17 protein-coding genes and 1 pseudogene are annotated in these 18,577 nt (G+C 73.3%); 12 read left to right on the forward strand and 6 right to left on the reverse strand.

Features of this window, described 5'->3' with window-relative positions; all coding sequences use genetic code 11:
* Nucleotides 1-35: 35 nt before the first annotated feature.
* Both ACVW07_RS05530 and ACVW07_RS05535 read right to left on the reverse strand, forming a co-directional pair.
* Nucleotides 36-659 (reverse strand): MarC family protein, encoded by a 624-nt coding sequence (locus ACVW07_RS05530; protein ID WP_456818270.1) that lies wholly within the window; start codon nucleotides 657-659, stop codon nucleotides 36-38.
* Nucleotides 656-1,498 (reverse strand): PHP domain-containing protein, encoded by an 843-nt coding sequence (locus ACVW07_RS05535; RefSeq protein ID WP_456818271.1) that lies wholly within the window; start codon nucleotides 1,496-1,498, stop codon nucleotides 656-658. The genes ACVW07_RS05530 and ACVW07_RS05535 overlap by 4 nt, the downstream gene beginning before the upstream one ends.
* A 76-nt stretch (nucleotides 1,499-1,574) precedes the next feature.
* Here ACVW07_RS05535 and ACVW07_RS05540 point away from each other — a divergent pair, with 76 nt between their 5' ends.
* Nucleotides 1,575-3,104, forward strand: coding sequence for an aminopeptidase P family protein (locus ACVW07_RS05540; protein WP_456818272.1), 1,530 nt, complete (start codon nucleotides 1,575-1,577; stop codon nucleotides 3,102-3,104).
* A 140-nt stretch (nucleotides 3,105-3,244) separates the two neighbouring features.
* A complete protein-coding gene (locus ACVW07_RS05545; protein WP_456818273.1) occupies nucleotides 3,245-4,351 on the forward strand; it encodes a right-handed parallel beta-helix repeat-containing protein in 1,107 nt (368 codons plus the stop codon).
* 55 nt (nucleotides 4,352-4,406) lie between these two features.
* Here ACVW07_RS05545 and ACVW07_RS05550 read toward each other — a convergent pair whose 3' ends face one another.
* Genes ACVW07_RS05550 through ACVW07_RS05560 form a run of 3 tightly spaced genes read right to left on the reverse strand, consistent with a single transcriptional unit; the run spans nucleotide 4,407 to nucleotide 8,100 of the window.
* Entirely contained in the window at nucleotides 4,407-5,696 is a 1,290-nt protein-coding gene (locus tag ACVW07_RS05550; protein ID WP_456818274.1) for an ABC transporter permease, read from the reverse strand.
* Nucleotides 5,693-6,412: an ABC transporter ATP-binding protein gene (locus ACVW07_RS05555; RefSeq protein WP_456818275.1), complete on the reverse strand. Its 720-nt coding sequence runs from the start codon at nucleotides 6,410-6,412 to the stop codon at nucleotides 5,693-5,695. Before ACVW07_RS05555 ends, ACVW07_RS05550 begins: the two co-directional genes overlap by 4 nt.
* A complete protein-coding gene (locus tag ACVW07_RS05560) occupies nucleotides 6,409-8,100 on the reverse strand; it encodes a hypothetical protein (protein ID WP_456818276.1) in 1,692 nt (563 codons plus the stop codon). Before ACVW07_RS05560 ends, ACVW07_RS05555 begins: the two co-directional genes overlap by 4 nt.
* A gap of 134 nt (nucleotides 8,101-8,234) precedes the next feature.
* Here ACVW07_RS05560 and ACVW07_RS05565 point away from each other — a divergent pair, with 134 nt between their 5' ends.
* Both ACVW07_RS05565 and ACVW07_RS05570 read left to right on the forward strand, forming a co-directional pair.
* On the forward strand, nucleotides 8,235-9,362 hold the full coding sequence (locus tag ACVW07_RS05565; protein WP_456818277.1) for a hypothetical protein: 1,128 nt from the start codon (nucleotides 8,235-8,237) through the stop codon (nucleotides 9,360-9,362).
* A gap of 132 nt (nucleotides 9,363-9,494) precedes the next feature.
* Nucleotides 9,495-9,926 carry a peptidoglycan-binding domain-containing protein gene (locus ACVW07_RS05570; protein ID WP_456818278.1) on the forward strand — a complete coding sequence of 144 codons (432 nt, stop codon included), beginning with the start codon at nucleotides 9,495-9,497 and terminating at the stop codon, nucleotides 9,924-9,926.
* Nucleotides 9,927-10,087: 161 nt separating this feature from the next.
* On the opposite strand, the gene ACVW07_RS05575 is transcribed toward ACVW07_RS05570, so the two are convergent.
* Nucleotides 10,088-10,645, reverse strand: coding sequence for a general stress protein (locus ACVW07_RS05575; RefSeq protein ID WP_456818279.1), 558 nt, complete (start codon nucleotides 10,643-10,645; stop codon nucleotides 10,088-10,090).
* Nucleotides 10,646-10,764: 119 nt separating this feature from the next.
* On the opposite strand from ACVW07_RS05575, the pseudogene ACVW07_RS05580 reads away from it, so the two are divergent.
* From ACVW07_RS05580 to ACVW07_RS05615, 8 genes and pseudogenes are all read left to right on the forward strand, one after another.
* A pseudogene (locus ACVW07_RS05580) lies at nucleotides 10,765-12,064 on the forward strand (magnesium transporter MgtE N-terminal domain-containing protein).
* Entirely contained in the window at nucleotides 12,057-12,581 is a 525-nt protein-coding gene (locus ACVW07_RS05585) for a DUF1003 domain-containing protein (RefSeq protein ID WP_456818280.1), read from the forward strand. Before ACVW07_RS05580 ends, ACVW07_RS05585 begins: the two are co-directional and overlap by 8 nt.
* An 86-nt stretch (nucleotides 12,582-12,667) precedes the next feature.
* Nucleotides 12,668-13,858 carry an Mrp/NBP35 family ATP-binding protein gene (locus tag ACVW07_RS05590; protein WP_456818281.1) on the forward strand — a complete coding sequence of 397 codons (1,191 nt, stop codon included), beginning with the start codon at nucleotides 12,668-12,670 and terminating at the stop codon, nucleotides 13,856-13,858.
* Between the two features lie 25 nt (nucleotides 13,859-13,883).
* Nucleotides 13,884-14,036, forward strand: coding sequence for a hypothetical protein (locus ACVW07_RS05595; RefSeq protein ID WP_456818282.1), 153 nt, complete (start codon nucleotides 13,884-13,886; stop codon nucleotides 14,034-14,036).
* Nucleotides 14,033-15,247, forward strand: a complete 1,215-nt coding sequence (gene galK / locus ACVW07_RS05600; protein ID WP_456818283.1) for a galactokinase — start codon at nucleotides 14,033-14,035, stop codon at nucleotides 15,245-15,247. Before ACVW07_RS05595 ends, galK begins: the two co-directional genes overlap by 4 nt.
* Before the next feature lie 240 nt (nucleotides 15,248-15,487).
* Nucleotides 15,488-16,525, forward strand: a complete 1,038-nt coding sequence (locus ACVW07_RS05605) for a secretion protein HlyD (RefSeq protein ID WP_456818284.1) — start codon at nucleotides 15,488-15,490, stop codon at nucleotides 16,523-16,525.
* Nucleotides 16,522-17,325 (forward strand): ABC transporter ATP-binding protein, encoded by an 804-nt coding sequence (locus tag ACVW07_RS05610; RefSeq protein WP_456818285.1) that lies wholly within the window; start codon nucleotides 16,522-16,524, stop codon nucleotides 17,323-17,325. The genes ACVW07_RS05605 and ACVW07_RS05610 overlap by 4 nt, the downstream gene beginning before the upstream one ends.
* Complete coding sequence (locus tag ACVW07_RS05615) at nucleotides 17,322-18,563, forward strand: ABC transporter permease (protein WP_456818286.1); 1,242 nt, start codon at nucleotides 17,322-17,324, stop codon at nucleotides 18,561-18,563. Before ACVW07_RS05610 ends, ACVW07_RS05615 begins: the two co-directional genes overlap by 4 nt.
* Nucleotides 18,564-18,577: the final 14 nt, after the last annotated feature.

Raw genomic sequence — 18,577 nt, forward strand, 5'->3', positions numbered from 1 at the left:
GCGCAGCCGCTCCGGCGCGCCCGCTCGGGCCCGGCTCAGGCGCTCTCGATGAAGGCCTCGACGGCGTCCGCGACCAGCTGCACCGCGATCGCTGCGAGCAGCAGGCCGGCGATCCGGGTGACGAGGATGGTGCCGGAGTCCTTGAGCACCCGGTGCACCACGTTCGCGAACCGCATGACGACGTAGAGGCACACGTGCACGGCGACGACGCCGAGGGCGATGGCCACCCAGTCGGCGCGGGACCCGTCGGCCTGCTTGACGAACACCATGGTCGCGACGATCGCCCCGGGTCCGGCGAGCAGCGGGGTGCCGAGCGGTACCAGGGCCACGTTGACCTTGGCGTTGCCGGACGGCTGAGGCTCCTCCATCTTGCCGGTGAGCAGCTCCATCGCGACGACGAGGAGCAGCAGCCCGCCCGACGCCTGCAGCGCGGCCAGCGAGATGTGCATGTAGCTGAGCAGCTGCTGCCCGAACACGGCGAACGACACGATGACGCCGAACGCCACGAGGATCGCCTGCCGGGCGGCGTGGTTGCGCTGCACCCGGGTCATCGCACCGGTCAGGCCGAGGAAGATGGGCACGGTGCCGGGCGGGTCCATGATGACGAACAGGGTGATGAAGACCGAGATGAACAGCTGTACGTCCAGGACGACGTTCACGGCCTGATCACGTCCATTGCCCCTTGCTCCTCGATGGCTGCCAGCACCGAGGGCTCCGTGAGGTTCTCTCCCAGCCGGTTGGACTTGCCGGCGCCGTGGTAGTCGCTGGAGCCGGTCACGAGCAGCCCGAGCCGGTCCGCGATCCCGGTGAGCCGGGCCCGTTGCTCCGGCGAGTGGTCGCGGTGGTGGACCTCGAGGCCGCCGAGACCCGCCGCAGCGAGCTCGTCGAACACCGCGTCGGGGACGATCCGGCCCCGTGCGTCGGCGCCGGGGTGCGCGAACACGGGCACCCCCCCGGCGGCCCGGATCGCCCGCACGGCGTCGGGGGCCGCCGGCGCGTAGTGCGGCACGTGGTACGGCCCGTCGGCCCGCAGCAGTCGCGCGAACGCGGCGTCACGGTCGGGCACGATCCCCCGGGCGACGAGCGCGTCGGCGATGTGCGGCCGGCCGACGACGACCGCGTCCTTCGCCTGCGCGAGGACGTCGTCCCACGTCAGCGGGTAGTCGACGGCGATCAGCTCGACGATCGCGCGGGCGCGGTGCAGGCGGGCGTCGCGGGTCTTGTCGAGCTCGGTCAGCAGGGCCGGGTGCTCGGGGTCCTGCAGGTACGACAGCAGGTGCACGCTGATGCCCCTCGACCGGGCGGACACCTCGGTGCCGCGGACCAGCGCGACGCCCGCGAGCAGGGCGGCCTCGGTGGCCTCGTCCCAGCCGGCCGTCGTGTCGTGGTCGGTGAGCGCGACGACGTCGAGCCCGGCCCGTCCGGCGGACAGCACGACGTCGGCGGGCGCCTGCGTGCCGTCGGACGCCGTCGAGTGGGTGTGCAGGTCGATCAGCATCCGGCCAACGTATCCGCCCGTCGCGGCAGCCGGTCGCCGGCCGGACGTCGGCGCGCCCCGGTGCGAGACTGGGCCGATGATCTCGGACACGACGCCCGACCCGCAGACCACGACCGAGCAGCCGCTCGCGGACCGCGGGAGCAACCGGTCCCAGCGACCGGGGTCGGCGGAGTTCCTCCGTTTCGTCACGTCGGGGTGGGCGGAACGACCTGCGTCGACGGCGACCCGCAGCCCCGCTGCCGACCACACGGCGGCCAGGCGTTCGGCCCTGTCGGCGAGGTTCCCGGGCGAGCGTCTCGTCGTGCCCGCGGGCACGTTCAAGGTCCGGTCCAACGACACCGACTACCGGTTCCGGCCCCACTCGGCGTTCGCGCACCTGACCGGCCTCGGCATGGAGCAGGAGCCGGACGCCGTGCTCGTGCTGCACCCCGTCGAGGACGGGACCGGGGACGACGGCAGCGCCCACCGCGCGGTCCTCTACCTGCGTCCGCTGGCCGGCCGGGACACCGAGGAGTTCTTCTCCGACTCCCGCTACGGGGAGTTCTGGGTGGGCGCGCGGCCCACGCTGGAGGACGTCGAGGCCACGACCGGCATCCGGACCGCGCACCTCGACGACCTGCGGGACGCCCTGGCCAAGGACGTCGGCGTCGACGGTGTCCACATCCTCGTCGTCCCGGACGTGGACGAGACCGTCGAGGCCGTCATCGAGGAGATCCGCGCCGCCGAGGCGACGGGCGAGCGCGACGCTGCACTGGCGGAGACGCTGTCCGAGCTGCGGCTCGTCAAGGACGCGCACGAGCTCGAGCAGCTGCGGCTCGCCGTCGACACCACGATCGAGGGCTTCGAGAAGATCGTGCGGGCGCTGCCCGCCGCGCAGGCGCACGCACGCGGTGAGCGCGTCATCGAGGGCGCGTTCGTCGGGCACGCCCGTCAGGAGGGCAACGCGGTCGGCTACGAGACGATCGCCGCCGCCGGCGACCACGCCACGACGCTGCACTGGATCGACAACGACGGCCCGGTGCGGGCCGGCGAGCTCGTCCTCGTGGACGCGGGCGTCGAGGTCGACAGCCTCTACACCGCCGACCTGACACGGACGCTGCCCGTGGACGGCTCGTTCACGGAGGTCCAGCGCCGCGTCTACCAGGCGGTGCTCGACGCGGCGGACGCCGCGTTCGAGGTCGCGAAGCCGGGCACGAGGTTCCGCGAGGTACACGCCGCCGCGATGGAGGTCATCGCCGCACGGCTCGAGGAGTGGGGCCTGCTCCCGGTCACCGCGGCGCAGTCGCTGCTGCCCGAGAACCAGCACCACCGGCGCTGGATGGTGCACGGCACGAGCCACCACCTCGGCCTGGACGTGCACGACTGCGCGCAGGCCCGGGCCGAGCTCTACCTCGACGGCATCCTCGAGCCGGGCATGGTGTTCACCATCGAGCCGGGCCTGTACTTCAAGTCGGACGACCTGCTCGTCCCCGAGGAGTACCGGGGCATCGGCGTGCGGATCGAGGACGACGTGCTGGTGACGGCCGACGGCAACGAGAACCTGTCCGCGGCGCTCCCGCGCGAGCCGGACGCCGTCGAGGCGTGGATGCGCGGCCTGCTCGGCTGAACGCCCGGACCTTCGACCGGGTGGCGCGCACCACAAGTTCACCCCCGATCACGGGACGAAACGGTTGTTGTCCGACACGGAGTGCAGGACCCTGCCCACAGGCTCGCCGTCGTGTCGGGCCGACGACCAGGGGGTCCTTCATGCGCGTGCCTGCCGTCCTGTCCTGCTTCGCCGTCGTGACGGTGGCGGTGCTCGTCGCATCCCCCGCCGAGGCACGGTCGCCGCTGACCTGCGGGTCGACCCTCACGGTCAGCACCTCGCTCCGGGAGGACCTCACGTGTCCTGCGCCCGGGCCCGCGCTCGTGCTGACGGCGGGTGTGGACCTCAACCTTGCCGGTCACACCGTGCGAGGCCCCGGCAGCGGCGTCGGCATCGGCGTCCCGGTCTTCGGCACGGTGACGATCCGCAACGGCACCCTCGCCGGGTGGGGGGCGGGCGTCCAGACGGTCGGGAGCGACGACCGCGGTTCCGAGGGCGACGTGTCCGTCGACAACGTCACGTTCGACGGCAACGGGACGGGCCTCGACGCGTCGGGCGACATCGGGCAGGGCCACTACGGCAAGCACCACGTCGTCACGCGTTCCCGGTTCACGCACAACGGCTACGGCATGGCCGCGCAGTGGTTCACGAACGTCGACGTCAGCCGCACGCGCCTGTCGGACAACGACGTGGCCGTCGTCGTGGACTCGTCGGGTCTCACCCTCGCGGACTCGGTCGTCGAGCGCAGCGGCGACGGCATCAAGGTCGTCGAGGGGAACGCCGACGTCCAGCGCACGAAGTTCTACGACAACGACCGGGCGCTCTCCCTCAGGTTCATGAGCAGCGCGACGGTCGCCGACAGCGTGTTCAAGGGGAGCGACGTCGCCGTCCAGGGCGCCGGGTACGTCAACACCTTCACCCTCACCGGCAACACGTTCGCCGACAACACCACCGCCGTGTCCTTCGACGAGAGCTCGGGCACCCTCACCGGCAACACCTTCCGCACCAACGGCGTCGGGTTCCTCTCGGTGGCCCCGCCCTCGGACCAGACGGCCGTCCTGCAGGACAACGTGTTCCGGCTCAACGGTGACGGGATCCGCATCGAGACGGGTGACGGCCAGACGAGCCTGGGCGGCAACACGGCCATCTCCAACACGGGCTGGGGCATCTACGCGCCCGGCGTCGTCGACCTCGGCGGGAACACCGCCCGGGCCAACGGCAGCTCCCCGCAGTGCGTGGGCGTCGTGTGCCCGACGCGTCGCTCCTGACACCGGCGGCACCCCTGGCCCGGGCGCACCGCCGGGGCCAGGGTGGGCCGATCTCCTAGACCCCGCCCCGGAGCGCGGTGATGGGTTCCGTCGACGCGGCCTTCAGCGCGGGGTAGATGCCGGCGAGCAGGCCGACGACGCCGCCGGTGACGGCGGCCAGTGCGACGACCCGCAGGTCCAGGAGCGGCGTCCACGACCGCGCGACGGACACCGCGACGACGACGGCCACGCCGAGCGCGACGCCGATCAACCCACCGAGCAGCCCGATGACGGACGACTCCACGACGAACTGCGTGCCGATGTCGCGACGGGTCGCCCCCAGGGCACGTCGCAGCCCGATCTCCCCGACCCGCTCGGTCACCGACAGGAGCGTCACGTTGGCGATACCGAGGCCGCCGATCAGCAGCGCGACCGCCCCGAGCGCGAGGAAGATCGCGCTGACGTCCGCCTGCACGTTCTCCCGGACCTTGGACGCGGACGGCGGCACCTGCACCGCGAAGGCGCCCGGGTCGCCGGGGTCCAGCGCCACAGGTGCCTGGCGGCCGACCACTGCCCCGGCGCCCACCGCGATGGTCACCTGCAGCTGCTCCGGAGCCGCCAGGCCGAAGTCCGCGCGCGCGGTCCCCTGTGGCATCAGCACCGCGTCGCGGAGCTCGCCGCGGCGCTGCAGGCCGTCCACCACGCCCATCACCGTGTACGACCGGTCCCCGATGAACACCGAGGGCTGGCTGTCGAGCCGCACCACGTGCAGCAGCTCGGCGGCACGGGCTCCGAGCACCACCACGCGGTCCGCGCGCTCGTCGTGACCCCGGTCGAAGTAACGTCCTGCGACGAGCGAGCCGTGCAGCGCCGCGAGCAGGTCCGGAGACGTCGCGAAGACGGGGATCGGTGGCGGCTCGGGCTGCGAGGGGTCGGACACCCGCACGGCGGTGACGAGGTCGTCGCCCGTGGTGACCTCGGCGAGCGTGGCGGCAGCCTTGACGCCGGCGAGCCGCTCGACGCGGTCCGCCCCGTCCCACGGCAGGACCCCGAGCGTGCGCTCCTGGCCCGACGCGTCGGTGGAGCGAGCGGGCTCGACGACCACCTGGGTGGCGGCCACCGCGTCGAACTGCCGGTCGATCTGACCTGCCGCCGTCTGCGCCAGGCCCACGGTGACCACGACGGACGCGATGCCCAGGACCGTCCCGAGGATCGTCAGTGCGAGCCGCCCCGGCCTGGCGGCGACGCCGTGCGCCGCCTCGGCGAGCAGGTCGCCGACGGTGAACCGGTCCTCCCGGCGCGGCCGCCTCCCGGTGCCGGGCGGCACGAGGTCCCGCGCGCGAGCCCGTCGCCGGACGCCGGTCACGGGAGCGCCGTGAGGCGGCCGTCGGAGATCAGGACCCGGCGGTGGGCGCGTGCCGAGACCGCGCTGTCGTGCGTGATGACGACGAGCGTCAGGCCGTCCGCGTGGAGCTCGTCGAAGAGGTCGAGCACGTCCGCGGTGTTCGTCGTGTCGAGGTTGCCCGTGGGCTCGTCCGCCAGGAGGACGTCAGGGGAGGCGACCACGGCGCGGGCCACCGCGACCCGTTGACGTTCACCGCCCGAGAGGACGGTCGGCAGGAAGTCGGTGCGGTGCGACAGGTGGACCCGGTCGAGCGCCTCGAGCGCACGCGCACGGCGCTCGGCCCGCGGGACGCCGCTGTACACGGTGGCGAGGAGGACGTTGTCGAGCACCGTCCGTCGCGGCAGCAGGTGGAACGCCTGGAACACGAAGCCGATCCGTCCACCGCGCAGCGCCGAGCGCTCTCGCTCGTCGACGCCGCTGGTAGGGAGCCCGTCGAGCAGGTACTCGCCCGACGTCGGACGGTCGAGGAGGCCCAGGATGTGCAGCAGCGTCGACTTGCCCGACCCGGAGGCGCCCACGATGGAGAGGTAGTCGCCCGCCAGGACCGTCAGGTCCACGTCGTGGAGCGCGACGACCGGAGGCACCCCGGGAAACGACCGCGTGAGGCCGACCAGCTCGATCACCGCGGACCTCTGCTCGGCGACCGGGCCGCCGAGCGCCGGGTCGAGCAGCGTCATCCCGTCGGCTCCTTGGCCGAGCCCGACCTGCCGCCTGCCGGGCCCTCCCCGACCACGACGAGGTCACCTGCGTCCAGCGCCTCCTGCGACCTCGTGATCTCGGCATAGCCGTCCGCCGCGAGGCCCAGCTGCACCGTGACGAGATGGGTGGACCCGTCGGCCCGCATGAGCTCGACGCGCGACTCGCCGCCGGGCCCGGAGGTGAGGGCGCTGAGCGGGACGGCGAGCACCTCGCCGTCGCTCGAGCCCACCGGGACGGTGACCCGGACGTTCGCGCCGCGCAGCGCGGCGAGCTGGTCGGCGGTGGGTGCCACGGGTGCCAGCCGCACGACGTAGCCGTGGCCACCTCCCGAGGAGGCCGTCGACGCACCGGGGTCCTCGCGGTCCGTCGTCGGCTGCTGGTCGCCGGTCGCCTCCTTGGTGCTCGTCGCGGTCGGCACGGCCACCTTCGCCACCACGTCCGTCACGGTGGCGGCGATGTCGCTGCCGTCCAGCGTGATCACGGCCGGACCACCCACGGTGAGCAGGTCCGCGTCCCGTGGATCGGCCGACGCGACGACCGCGAGGCTCGCACCCGAGACGGTCAGGGCCTTGCCGTCGAGGATGCCGCCGACCTTGACGTCGACGGTGTCGACCCGGCGCGGGAGCGAGGGCAGGAACACGATCTCGCTCGCCGGCAGTGCCGTGAGCACCGCGGCCTGGGCGTCAGCGAGGTCCGCCTTGGCGTCGCTCAGCGCGCGTTCCGCCGAGGTGACGGCCGCCTTCTGGTCGGACAGGTCCGGACCGGCATCCGCCTCGGTGCGCCGCGCGACCGCGGCGTCGAGCGCCCCTTGCGCGCTGAGGAGCGCGCTCGCGCTGCACTCGGTTCCCCGTCCGCCGGTGTCCGTGGGCGCCGGTGCAGGCGACGCGCAGGCCTGCGTGGCGTCGGTGAGCTCCTGGCGTGCGACGGCGACCGCGGTGTCGAGCTCGATGATCTCGGAGGCCCGCTGCCCGCCGCTCGCTGCCGTGAGGGCGCGCTGGGCCTGGCCGAGGGCGTCCGTGGTGTCGCGCACCGCCGCCGTGGCGGCCTTGAGCTGGTCGTCCGCCTCGTCGGAGGGCTGCGGAGGCTCGTACCCGACCCGCCGGTACAGCTCCTCGACGGCCGCGGCGGTGGACGCGTCGTACGTGGTGGAGCTCGGCGGTCCCGAGCTGATGCCGAGCTGGGCCAGCGCCGCCTTGAGCTGCGCGACGTCGGGTCCGCTCACGCCGGCGCGCAGCGTGCGGTAGGTGGGGAGCGCGCCGGGCAGGACGAGGACCGGCCGGCCGACCACCTCGAGGGCGACGCCGCCCGCCTCGAACGTGTCCCCGACGGCCGGGACGCGCCCCGTCACCACCGCGGGCCCGTCGACCTCTCCCGTCTCGACGCGGACGTCCACCGGGTCGTCGTAGACCGCGTCACCGCGGAGCACGACCTGGTTGGTGATCACCCGACGCTCGACGGGGACCGTGACCGGCCCTGCCGCGGGTGGAGCGGCGTCCGCGGCCGCCTGCGCCGGCGAGACGACCAGGTGGCTGACCCAGATCCCGACACCGAGACTGACCAGCGCGACCACCGCCAGGACGCCGATCGTGCGGGCGCCTCGTCCGGCTCCGCCCGACGCTCGAAGTCGTCGACGGCACCATCGGACGAGCCTGTCGGGTGCGATCACAGCAGGTCACCCTAGGCCATCGATCCGGCGCGCGATCCGCTTTGTCCTCGTGTGACCCAGGTCACGTTTCGAGCCACTTTCGGGTGACACGGACACAGGTCCAACAGGTCTCCGATCTGGTACAAATTGCCCCCGTGATTCCCCCTTCCGCCACGTTCTCGCTGTTCAGCGCGCCGCGCCGCCGGACGCGCGCCCTCGCCGTCGGCGCCCTGCTGTTCACTCTGACGGCCTGCGCCCACGAGCCCGGCTCGCCCGCCCCCACCGGGACCTCGAGCGACCGGCCGCAGGCCGACAGCGGGCCGACGGACGCGCCGGAGCCGAGCCTGGCGGTCCCGATCCCCGGGGGCACGCCGTTCAGCCCGTACTTCGCCCAGGTGAACGCCTTGCTCGCGCAGCCGGAGGAGACGTCCGCGACGGCCAAGGAGCGGCACGACGACGTCGAGGCGTACATCGCCTCGTGCATGAAGGACGCAGGCTTCGACTACTTCCCCACCGAGTACGAGAAGTCCGAGCAGCTGGCGTGGCCCTGGGCGCGGGACGTCCTGCAGCTGCCGCTCCTGGCGACGGACCGGGCCGAGGTGGAGCGGGTCGGCTACGGGGTCGACGACGTCGACGCCCAGGAGGCGGACCGCCACGAGCTCGAGACGCCGGACAAGAACGGCGTCTACAACGGCACGCTCGGCGAGGCCGCGCAGAGCGAGTACGACTACGCGCTCAGCGGGACGCGCGGCGAGGACGACCCCGACCCCGACCCGGCCGGCGGGTGCTTCGGGCGCGCCTCGGCGAAGTACCCGGAGCCGACCAGCCCGCAGGCCGACCTCGCCGAGCAGTACATGCCGCTCGTGCGGACCATGGGCGACATCCGGATCCGGGACCTTGCTCGCGACCCTCGCGTCGTCGATCTCAACGAGCAGTGGAACGCGTGCATGCTCGACGCGGGGTACGACCTGACGCCGCCCGAGGGGGTGCGCCAGCAGACGCCGGACCCGGTCAGCGCCTACTTCCTCGCCGTCAGGACACCGCCGGACGGCGTCGCGGAGTACCCGGCTGACGGTGCCGAGGCGGGTCAGATCCCCGTCGAACGGCGTTACCTGGTCGGATCTCCCGCCGAGCGCGCGATCGCGCTCGCCGACTTCGACTGCAGGGCCGCCACGAGCTACCAGTCGTCGCTGCTGAGCGTGCTCGTGGACCTCGAAGGTGCGTTCGTCGCCGCGCACCAGCGCGAGCTGGACGAGATGGGCGCCGCGCTCGACATCGGCTGACGGGCGTCCCGTCGACATGACAGACCACCGGCACCCGAGGCCGGTCGCTCTGCCGCGCCCACAGAAGAGGTCCAGCTGGCACCACACCATGCGCGCACGCGCGCCCACCCCGTTCTACAAGACCGTCATCATGTGAGAGGAACCATCTTGTCCAAGAAGCTGCTGTCCGCCGCTGCTGCGCTCATGCTCGCGACCGGCCTGCTCGTCGCGGGGGCCACGTCGAGCTCCGCCACGGCCAACGTGAAGTGCTCCAGCGTCAAGATCTACAACGACGGGACGCAGTGGCGCTCCGTCTACCCGGCGGCGTCCGGTTCCACGGACTGCTACCTGGCGCAGGGCAACCCCTACCCGCGCGCCGTCAAGGCGCTCCAGCGGTCGCTCGTCTACTGCAACTACCAGAGCCTCGGCAGCATCGACGGCCTCTTCGGGGCCAAGACGCGTGCCGCGGTCTGGAGCTTCCAGTCCGACTTCGGCCTCGCCACCGACGGCGTCTACGGCAACAACACCCGGAACAAGATGTGGTTCTGGAGCAACGAGGACGACGGCTGGGGCTTCTGCAACTGACCGCGGCGTAGCGTCGCCCCCACGACGGCGGCAGGACCGCTGCTGACGTCGTGACCAGCTGTGACGCATCGAGCAGGCGTAGGCCCGGATCCCGCGAGGGACCGGGCCTACGTCGCATCCGCACCGGCACGTCGTGCTGGACGGTCCCGGGCGGGTGGTCGTCAGGTCCGCGGCTCGCCGCTTCCGGACGGCGGCCCCGGCTGCGGCTGACCGGGCGGGAGGACCGCGCCGGAGCGCACGCCACCGATCTCCCGCAGGAGCTCGCGCGCCTTGTGCGCCTGCTCGGTGCGGCACAGCACCGCGTACGACGACGCCACGATCTGGCTCGACGACGTGAAGTCCCTCCGGCCGCGCGTGAAGGAGTACGGCACGACCGAGAACAACAGCCCGAAGGCGCCGCCGATGAGGATCGCGGGCAGGAACGGGCTGCGGGACCCGGGCGACGTGAACAGGCTCAGCAGCAGCCCCACGAACAGGCCGAACCACGCGCCGGACACGAACCCACCCATCGCCACGCGGGGGTAGGACAGCCTGCCGGTGACGCGCTCGACCATCCTGAGGTCGGTCCCGACGATGGTCACCAGCTGGACCGGGAACGCCGAGTCGGCCAGGTGGTCGACCGCGCGCTGGGCCTCGAGGTACGTGCCGTATGCCGCGACCGTCTCGCCCTGGGGCAGGGTCGGGGTCCGCGGGGTCCGCTGCTGACCGCTGAACGACATGCCGAGATCCTGCCGCGAAGAATCCTCGACCGCCATACCAGTGGAGTGATGGCGCAGGTCAGCGCTGCTGCGCGCGTTGCTCGGGGGCTTGCGCGGCACGCGCGGCTAGGCTGACCGGCGTGAGCAACGTCGGGGCCAGGGTGTTCGTCGCGCGCCTCGCCGGGACCATCGTCTTCGACCCCCTCGGTGACCAGGTCGGGCGGGTGCGCGATGTCGTCGTGCTGGTCCGGCCGAAGGGCCCGCCTCGCGCCGTCGGGCTGGTGGTCGAGGTGGCAGGGCGGCGCCGGGTGTTCCTCCCGCTGACCCGCGTGACCTCGGTGGACGCCGGGCAGGTCATCTCGACGGGCCTGGTGAACATGCGGCGGTTCGAGCAGCGGGCGTTCGAGACTCTCGTGGTCGGCGAGCTGCTGGACCGGACCGTGGACTTCGTCGACGGGTCGGGCACCGCGACGATCGAGGACGTGGCGATCGAGCTGCAGCGCAGCGGCGACTGGGTCGTCACGAAGCTCTTCGTCCGGCGGCACCGGCCGGGCAAGTCGGGCCTGCTGCGCCGGCGCGGCGAGACGGGTGCTGGTGGCGGTCGACGACGTGAGCGGGCTCGCCCGTCGCTCCGCGGAGCAAGGGGCCGAGCTGCTGCTCGCCCAGTACGAGGACCTCAAGGCCGCCGACCTGGCCGACGTCCTGCACGACCTCGGCCGCGCGCGCAGGCTGCAGGTCGCCACGGCCCTGGACAACGAGCGCCTGGCCGACGTCCTGGAGGAGCTGCCCGAGGACGACCAGGTCGCGATCCTGCAGGGACTCGCACTGACGCGTGCGGCCGACGTGCTGGAGGCGATGCAGCCCGACGACGCCGCGGACCTGCTCGGCGAGCTCCCGGACGCGCAGCAGGCCGAGCTGCTCGGGCTGATGGAGCCCGACGAGGCGGACGACGTCCGCCGGCTGCTGGCCTACGAGGACAACACCGCGGGCGGCCTGATGACCACCGAGCCCGTGATCCTCGGCCCGGAGACGTCGATCGCGTCGGCGCTCGCGCACGTCCGCCGGCAGGACCTGACGCCGGCTCTCGCGTCGATGGTCTTCGTCGCCCGGCCCCCGCTGGAGACCCCGACCGGCCGGTTCATCGGCGTCGTGCACCTGCAGCGCCTGCTGCGCGAGCCCCCGCACGACGCGATCGGGTCGATCGTCGACACGGACATCGAGGCCACCACGGCCCAGGCCCCGCTGCTGTCGGTGACCCGGGCCCTGGCCACCTACAACCTGCTGGCGATGCCCGTGGTCGACGCCGAGCGTCGCCTCCTCGGCGCGGTCTCGGTCGACGACGTGCTCGACCACCTGCTGCCGGAGGACTGGCGGGAGACGGACGACGACGCGGACACGGGCCCGCTCGCCGCGCCCGCCCCCGGGAGGCACCGTGGCTGACCGGCTGGACCAGCCGCGCGAGACGCGGCGCACGCTGCTGCCGCGACCGCAGTTCGACGAGGACACGTCGGGCAAGATCGCGGAGCGGGTGGCGCGCTTCCTGGGCACGCCCCTGTTCATCATCTGGCTGTCGGTGTTCTGCGTGGTGTGGCTGCTGTGGAACGCGAACTGGGGGCCCGACCGGCCGCGGTTCGACGAGGCGAAGAACGGGTTCACGGTCCTCACGCTGATGCTGTCCTTGCAGGCGTCGTACGCGGCGCCGCTCATCCTGCTCGCCCAGAACCGGCAGACCGACCGGGACCGCGTGCAGGCGGAGCAGGACCGGCAGCGCTCCGAGCGCAACCTCGCCGACACCGAGTTCCTCGCCCGTGAGATGGCGGCCCTGCGGATCGCCCTCTCCGAGGTCGCGACGCGCGACTTCGTGCGGTCGGAGCTGCGGAACCTGCTCGAGGACCTCGCGGAGGAGCGGGAGGCCGGCGCGCGGTCCGACCCCGAGGCGGCGTCCGACCGCCCCTGACCGACCCGCGTCCCTCGTCTGGGTCGTCCGTCCGGGTCGTTCTTCTGGGTCGTTCGTCGGTGGAGGGCTCGGGACGCCGACCTACGATGGGCACCATGTCGCCGCAGCCCGCTCCCCCGCCCACCGGCCCGACCTCCGGCGCCGACGCGACCGACGGCATCACGGCAGCGGTCCACGCCGCGCTCGCGACCGTCCTCGACCCCGAGATCCACCGCCCCATCTCCGAGCTCGGGATGGTGCGGTCGGTGGACGTCACCGGTAGCCGGGTGCGGGTCGGCATCGACCTGACGACGCCCGGCTGTCCCCTCAAGGAGACACTCACCCGCGACGTGACGGCGGCGGCGGCGACGGTGGACGGTGTCACGGACGTGACGGTGGAGCTCGGGGTGATGAGCGCCGACCAGCGGGCCGCGCTGCGCACCCTGCTCCGCGGGACCGACGCCGAGCCCGAGATCCCGTTCGCCCAGCCCACGTCGCTGACCAAGGTCTTCGCGATCGCGTCCGGCAAGGGCGGCGTCGGCAAGTCGTCGGTCACCGCGAACCTCGCCGTCGCGATGGCGGCCGACGGCCTGCGCGTCGGTGTGGTCGACGCGGACATCTACGGCTTCTCGATCCCCCGGATGCTGGGGGTCACCCGGCAGCCGACCCGCGTCGACGACATGCTGCTCCCGCCGCTCGCCCACGGCGTGAAGGTCGTCTCGATCGGCATGTTCGTGCCGCCGGGGCAGCCGGTGGTGTGGCGCGGCCCCATGCTGCACCGGGCGCTGCAGCAGTTCCTCGCGGACGTGTTCTGGGGCGACCTCGACGTGCTGCTGCTCGACCTCCCGCCCGGCACCGGTGACATCGCGATCTCGGTGGCGCAGCTGCTGCCCGGGTCCGAGATCGTCGTGGTGACGACGCCGCAGGTCGCCGCGGCGGAGGTCGCCGAGCGGGCCGGGTCGGTGGCCGTGCAGACGCGTCAGCACGTGGTCGGGGTCGTGGAGAACATGTCCTGGCTCCCGCAGCCGGACGGGTCGCGGCTGGAGCTGTTCGGGTCCGGCGGGGGTCGCCGGGTGGCCGAGAACCTCTCGCGGCTGACCGGCGGGGACGTGCCGCTCCTGGGTCAGGTGCCCCTCGACGTCCGGCTGCGCGAGGCGGGCGACGGCGGCACGCCCGTCGTGCTCGCGGAGCCGGAGTCCCCGGCGGCACAGTCGCTGCGGGCGGTCGCGACGCAGCTGACCGCCCGCCGACGAGGCCTGGCAGGGCGGTCGCTGGGCCTCACGCCCGCAGGTCGCTGACGCTCCCCGCCGGAACCCCACCGACGTGCTCGCCGAGCTGATCGCGGCCGACGTCGCTCTGCGCCCTCTCCCCCGACGCATCGCGGCGGTGCCCGACGAGCACGGTGCCCCGCAGCCGGCGACCGGGCCGGAGCGGCGGCGCGACCCGCTGTCGGTGCGCCTCAGGGAGCTCGCGTGACGGCCGCGAGCCGGATCGAGCCCTGGTCGCCCGACGAGGGCGCCGCGCGCGCCCGTGCACTGTTCGAGGACCGGTTCGGCACGGTCCCCGACGGCGTGTGGTCGGCTCCGGGACGGGTGAACCTCATCGGCGAGCACACCGACTACAACCAGGGCCTGTGCCTGCCGATCGCCCTGCCGCACCGCACGTACGCGGCGGTGCGGCTGCGGGACGACGACCTGGTCCGGCTCGTCTCCGCGCAGGAGCCGGGCGGGCACCGTGAGGTCGGGCTCGCGGACGTCGCGCCCGGCGCCGTCGCCGGCTGGCCGGGGTACGTGGTGGGAGTCGCCTGGGCGCTGCGTGAGGCCGGCCACGCGGTCGGCGGCTTCGACGTCGCCGTGGACTCCTGCGTGCCCTACGGCGCGGGACTGTCGTCGTCGGCGGCCCTGGAGTCCTCGGTCGCGATCGCCCTGGACGCGTTGCACGACCTGGGCCTGGCCGCCGACGACGCCGGCCGCTCGGCGCTGACGACGCTCTGCGTGCGCGCCGAGAACGACATCGCCGGCGCGCCGACCGGTGGCATGGACCAGGCGGCGTCCTTGCGGTCCCGGGCCGGCCACGCGCTCCTTCTCGACTGCCTCGACGGCGGGATCCGGCACGTGCCGTTCGACCTGGCCGCCGAGGGGCTCGCCCTGCTCGTCGTCGACACGCGAGCCCAGCACGCCCTCGTCGACGGGCAGTACGCCGCACGGCGAGCCTCGTGCGAGGCGGCCGCGGCCCGGCTCGGGCTGCCGTCGCTGCGCGCGCTCGCGGACGACGACCGGGGTGCGCAGTGGGCGCTCGACGCGCTCGCCGGGGAGCCGGGGGCGGGTGACGAGGTGCCGCGGGTGCGGCACGTCGTGACCGAGATCGGACGCGTCCGCCGGCTCGTGGCCCTCCTGGACGCGGGCCGGGTGCGGGACGTAGGGCCGCTCCTCGACGGGTCGCACGAGTCGCTGCGCGTCGACTACACCGTGTCCTGCCGCGAGCTGGACCTCACCGTCACCGCCGCCCGTGCGGCCGGCGCCCTCGGGGCGCGCATGACCGGTGGCGGTTTCGGCGGGTCGGCGATCGCCCTGGTCGGGCGGGCCGACGTGGACCGGGTGTCAGCCGCCTTGGCGGAGTCGTTCCGGGCGGCTGGGCTCCGCGCACCGGGCTTCCTCGTGGCGACGGCGGGCGGCCCGGCCTCCTGACCCGGGGCACCGGCAGGGGCGCGTACGAAGGACGCGGCCGACGCAGGGTGTCGGAGGCGACACACCAGGTGGAGCAGACTCGCATCTACAGCGCATCACGCAGTAGTGTCTGCAGCGCGGTAACGCACGACGTCCGCCCGTGGGTGGATCCACCCGCTTCCACGCCGCCGCTACCGTGCGGCAGGAGCACCGTGCTCGCACCCGTCCACGCCCGCCGCACCGACGCGAGGAGTCCACCCCATGGGGGTCACCCGCAGGTTCATCTTCCCGACCGTCCGCATCCTCCTGTGGGCCGTCATCGCCCTCACGCTCGTCAAGATCGCCTTCAACGGCGCCTCGGTCGAGACGTCGGACACCTCGTTGCTGCCCTCGGGACAGCTTGTCGAGCCGACCGTGACGGTCGCCACCGGCACGGTCACCAACGCGGTGACGGTGCAGGCCGCCGTGGTCGCCGACCCTGCGGTCGTGGTGCGGGCCACGCTGGCCGGCAGCGTCTCCAAGCTGCTCGCCGCCGACGGCGCCGTCCTCGAGGTCGGCGCCCCGATCCTCCAGATCAGGCAGGAGACCCCGCAGGACCCCGTCATCACCACCGACCCGGAGACGGGCGAGCAGCGATCCACGGAGCAGCCCCCCAAGGTCGTGGTGCAGACCGTCAAGGCACGCGTCGCCGGAACGCTGACCATGCCCACGCTCAAGGACCAGCTCGTGTCGGTCGGCGACCAGGTCGGCACCATCTCCCCCGGGACGCTGTCCGTCAGCGGCACCCTCACCGCGGACCAGCAGTACCGGCTGATCGGCGCCCCGTCGCAGGCCACGGTCACCCTCAACGGGGGGCCCGCGCCGTTCGACTGCACCGGACTCCGGATCGGTGCCGCCGCCAGCCCTCCGCAGCAGTCCGACCAGAACGCGGACGCGGCCCCGCAGACGCCGCCGTCCGGGACCGTCAGCTGCGCCGTGCCCGCAGGCGTCACGGCCTTCGCAGGGCTCGGCGCGACGCTCGCGGTCACCAACGGGACGGCCGCGGACGCGATCGTCGTGCCGGTCACGGCCGTCCAGGGCACCGCGCAGAAGGGCAACGTGTGGGTGGTCTCGCCCGACGGGACGAACGCGAAGCGCGAGGTCGGCCTCGGGCTGACCGACGGCGACAACGTGCAGATCACCGAGGGGCTCGCGGCCGGCGACGAGATCCTCGAGTTCATCCCCGTCCCGGACGCGACCGGCCCGGGCGACGACTGCAGCGACCCCAAGAGCTTCGACCCGGCGGCGTGCGCCGGATGAGCCTGCTCGAGCTCACCGACGTGACCCGTTCCGTCCGGCTGCCCGACGACCGGATGCTGCACATCCTCCAGGGCGTGACGCTCACGGTCGGCGCGGGCGAGCACGTCGCCGTCGTCGGCCGGTCCGGCACGGGCAAGTCGACGCTGCTGAACATCCTCGGCCTCCTCGACGCGCCCACCACCGGCGAGTACCTGCTCGAGGGCGTGCCGATCGCCCGCCTGTCCAGCCGTGCCCGCACCCGCCGGCGCGGCCGGGACTTCGGGTTCGTCTTCCAGCAGTTCAACCTGCTCCCCGGCCGCACGGCACTCGAGAACGTCACCGCTCCGCTGCTCTACGCCGGCGGCCGCCAGTTCTGGTCGCGGACGCGGCTCGCGGCGGAGATGCTCGCGCGCGTCGGGCTCGGGGACCGGCTGGACACCATGCCCGAGAAGCTCTCCGGGGGCGAGCAGCAGCGCGTCGCGATCGCCCGTGCCCTCGTCCGCGGGCCGCGCGTGATCCTCGCGGACGAGCCGACCGGCGCGCTCGACGTCGAGACCGGGGGCGAGGTCATGGACCTGCTCGACGAGATCGCGTCCCAGACAGGTGCCGCGCTGGTCACCATCACGCACGACCTCGCCGTGGCCGCCCGCGCGGAACGGCAGTACCGGCTCGCCGAGGGGGTGCTCCTGCCGATCCGGCTCGACCGGCACAGCGACTGGGTCGGCGACGTCCCGACGCTCGTCGCCGACCGGTCGGCCATGGCGGAGCGGCGGCTCCTCCCCGCCGGGGCCGAGCTCGACGAGGACGAGGTGCGCGCGTGACTGGCCTCGTGGGCGCCCTGGTCGAGGCGTGGGACGAGCTGCGCATCCACAAGCTGCGGGTCCTGCTCGCGCTCATCGGGGTCGCCTGCGCCGTCACCGCGATCACCGGCGTCACCGCGGCGGTCTCCATGCTCAAGCAGGCGTTCCAGGAGCAGACCGACCGTGGCGTCGGCCGACCGGTGACCCTGATGGTCAACGTCTCCCCCGCCGGCCCCGAGGCGGTCGCCAACCCCGACATCGACACGGTGTTCGCCCAGGTCCTCGAGCGGTACTCCATCGAGTACGCGAGCCGCCAGGAGTGGACCCAGGTCCAGGCGCGGTTCCCCGACGGCACGCGGGCCCTGCAGATGCAGGCCGTCGACCAGGACTACTCGGTGATCAACCGCACCGTGCCCACGCAAGGGCGCTGGTTCGCCGACGCCGACGTCCAGGCGTTCAGCCCGACCCTCGTGGTCAACGAGGCGTTCCTGACCTCCCTCGGCCTGGCGGACCTGTCGACGCACCCGACGATCCTGCTCGGCGGCGAGGCCCCCGTCCGGGCCACCGTCGTCGGCGTCCTGAAGAACGACTGGCCCGAGGCCGAGCCGACGGCGTTCATCCTGTACGACCAGCTGCACCGCTGGATCGGCACGGACGGCAATGCCGGGCCGCCCGGGCAGGTCGCCAGCAGCCGGTCGGTGGACATGATGCAGTCGTTCCCCGCCATGCAGGTCTGGGTCCCCACGGGCGCCGCCTCCGAGCTCAGCGACGCGATCCAGCACGACGTCGCCGCGTCGGTCCCGGGCTGGCAGGTCGACGTCTTCCCGAACGGCGACGGGGGCGACCCCATCGGGAGGGCCACCAAGTGGGTCGGCATCGGCATCGGTGCGCTCGCACTGCTGCTCGGCGGTCTCGGGCTGGTCAACATCGCGCTCGTCACCGTCAAGTACCGCATCCGCGAGATCGGCATCCGCCGGTCCTTCGGCGCCACGTCCGGTCGGGTGTTCTTCGGGGTGATGCTCGAGTCCGTGGTGGCGACCGTCGTGGCCGGTCTCGTCGGGGTGGTCGTCGCGGTCGCGATCATCAAGAACATCCCGATCGAGCGGGTGTTCGGGTCCCAGATCGACGACATGCCGCCGTTCCCGGTGTCCGCGGCGCTCGTCGGCATGGCGTGTGCGACGGCCGTCGGTGCGCTCGCCGGGATCATCCCCGCGACGGTCGCGGTGCGCGTCAAGGTGATCGACGCGATCCGGTACTGAGCCGTCGTCCCGTC

The organism is Cellulomonas sp. URHB0016, assembly GCF_054057935.1.

Excerpts from the sequence above, each read along its gene's own strand:
- ACVW07_RS05535 (WP_456818271.1), bottom strand. The coding sequence starts at position 1,498 with ATGCTGATCGACCTGCACACCCACTCGACGGCGTCCGACGGCACGCAG.
- ACVW07_RS05540 (WP_456818272.1), top strand. The coding sequence starts at position 1,575 with ATGATCTCGGACACGACGCCCGACCCGCAGACCACGACCGAGCAGCCG.
- ACVW07_RS05545 (WP_456818273.1), top strand. The coding sequence starts at position 3,245 with ATGCGCGTGCCTGCCGTCCTGTCCTGCTTCGCCGTCGTGACGGTGGCG.
- ACVW07_RS05555 (WP_456818275.1), bottom strand. The coding sequence starts at position 6,412 with ATGACGCTGCTCGACCCGGCGCTCGGCGGCCCGGTCGCCGAGCAGAGG.
- ACVW07_RS05575 (WP_456818279.1), bottom strand. The coding sequence starts at position 10,645 with ATGTCGTTCAGCGGTCAGCAGCGGACCCCGCGGACCCCGACCCTGCCC.
- ACVW07_RS05590 (WP_456818281.1), top strand. The coding sequence starts at position 12,668 with ATGGGCACCATGTCGCCGCAGCCCGCTCCCCCGCCCACCGGCCCGACC.
- ACVW07_RS05605 (WP_456818284.1), top strand. The coding sequence starts at position 15,488 with ATGGGGGTCACCCGCAGGTTCATCTTCCCGACCGTCCGCATCCTCCTG.
- ACVW07_RS05610 (WP_456818285.1), top strand. The coding sequence starts at position 16,522 with ATGAGCCTGCTCGAGCTCACCGACGTGACCCGTTCCGTCCGGCTGCCC.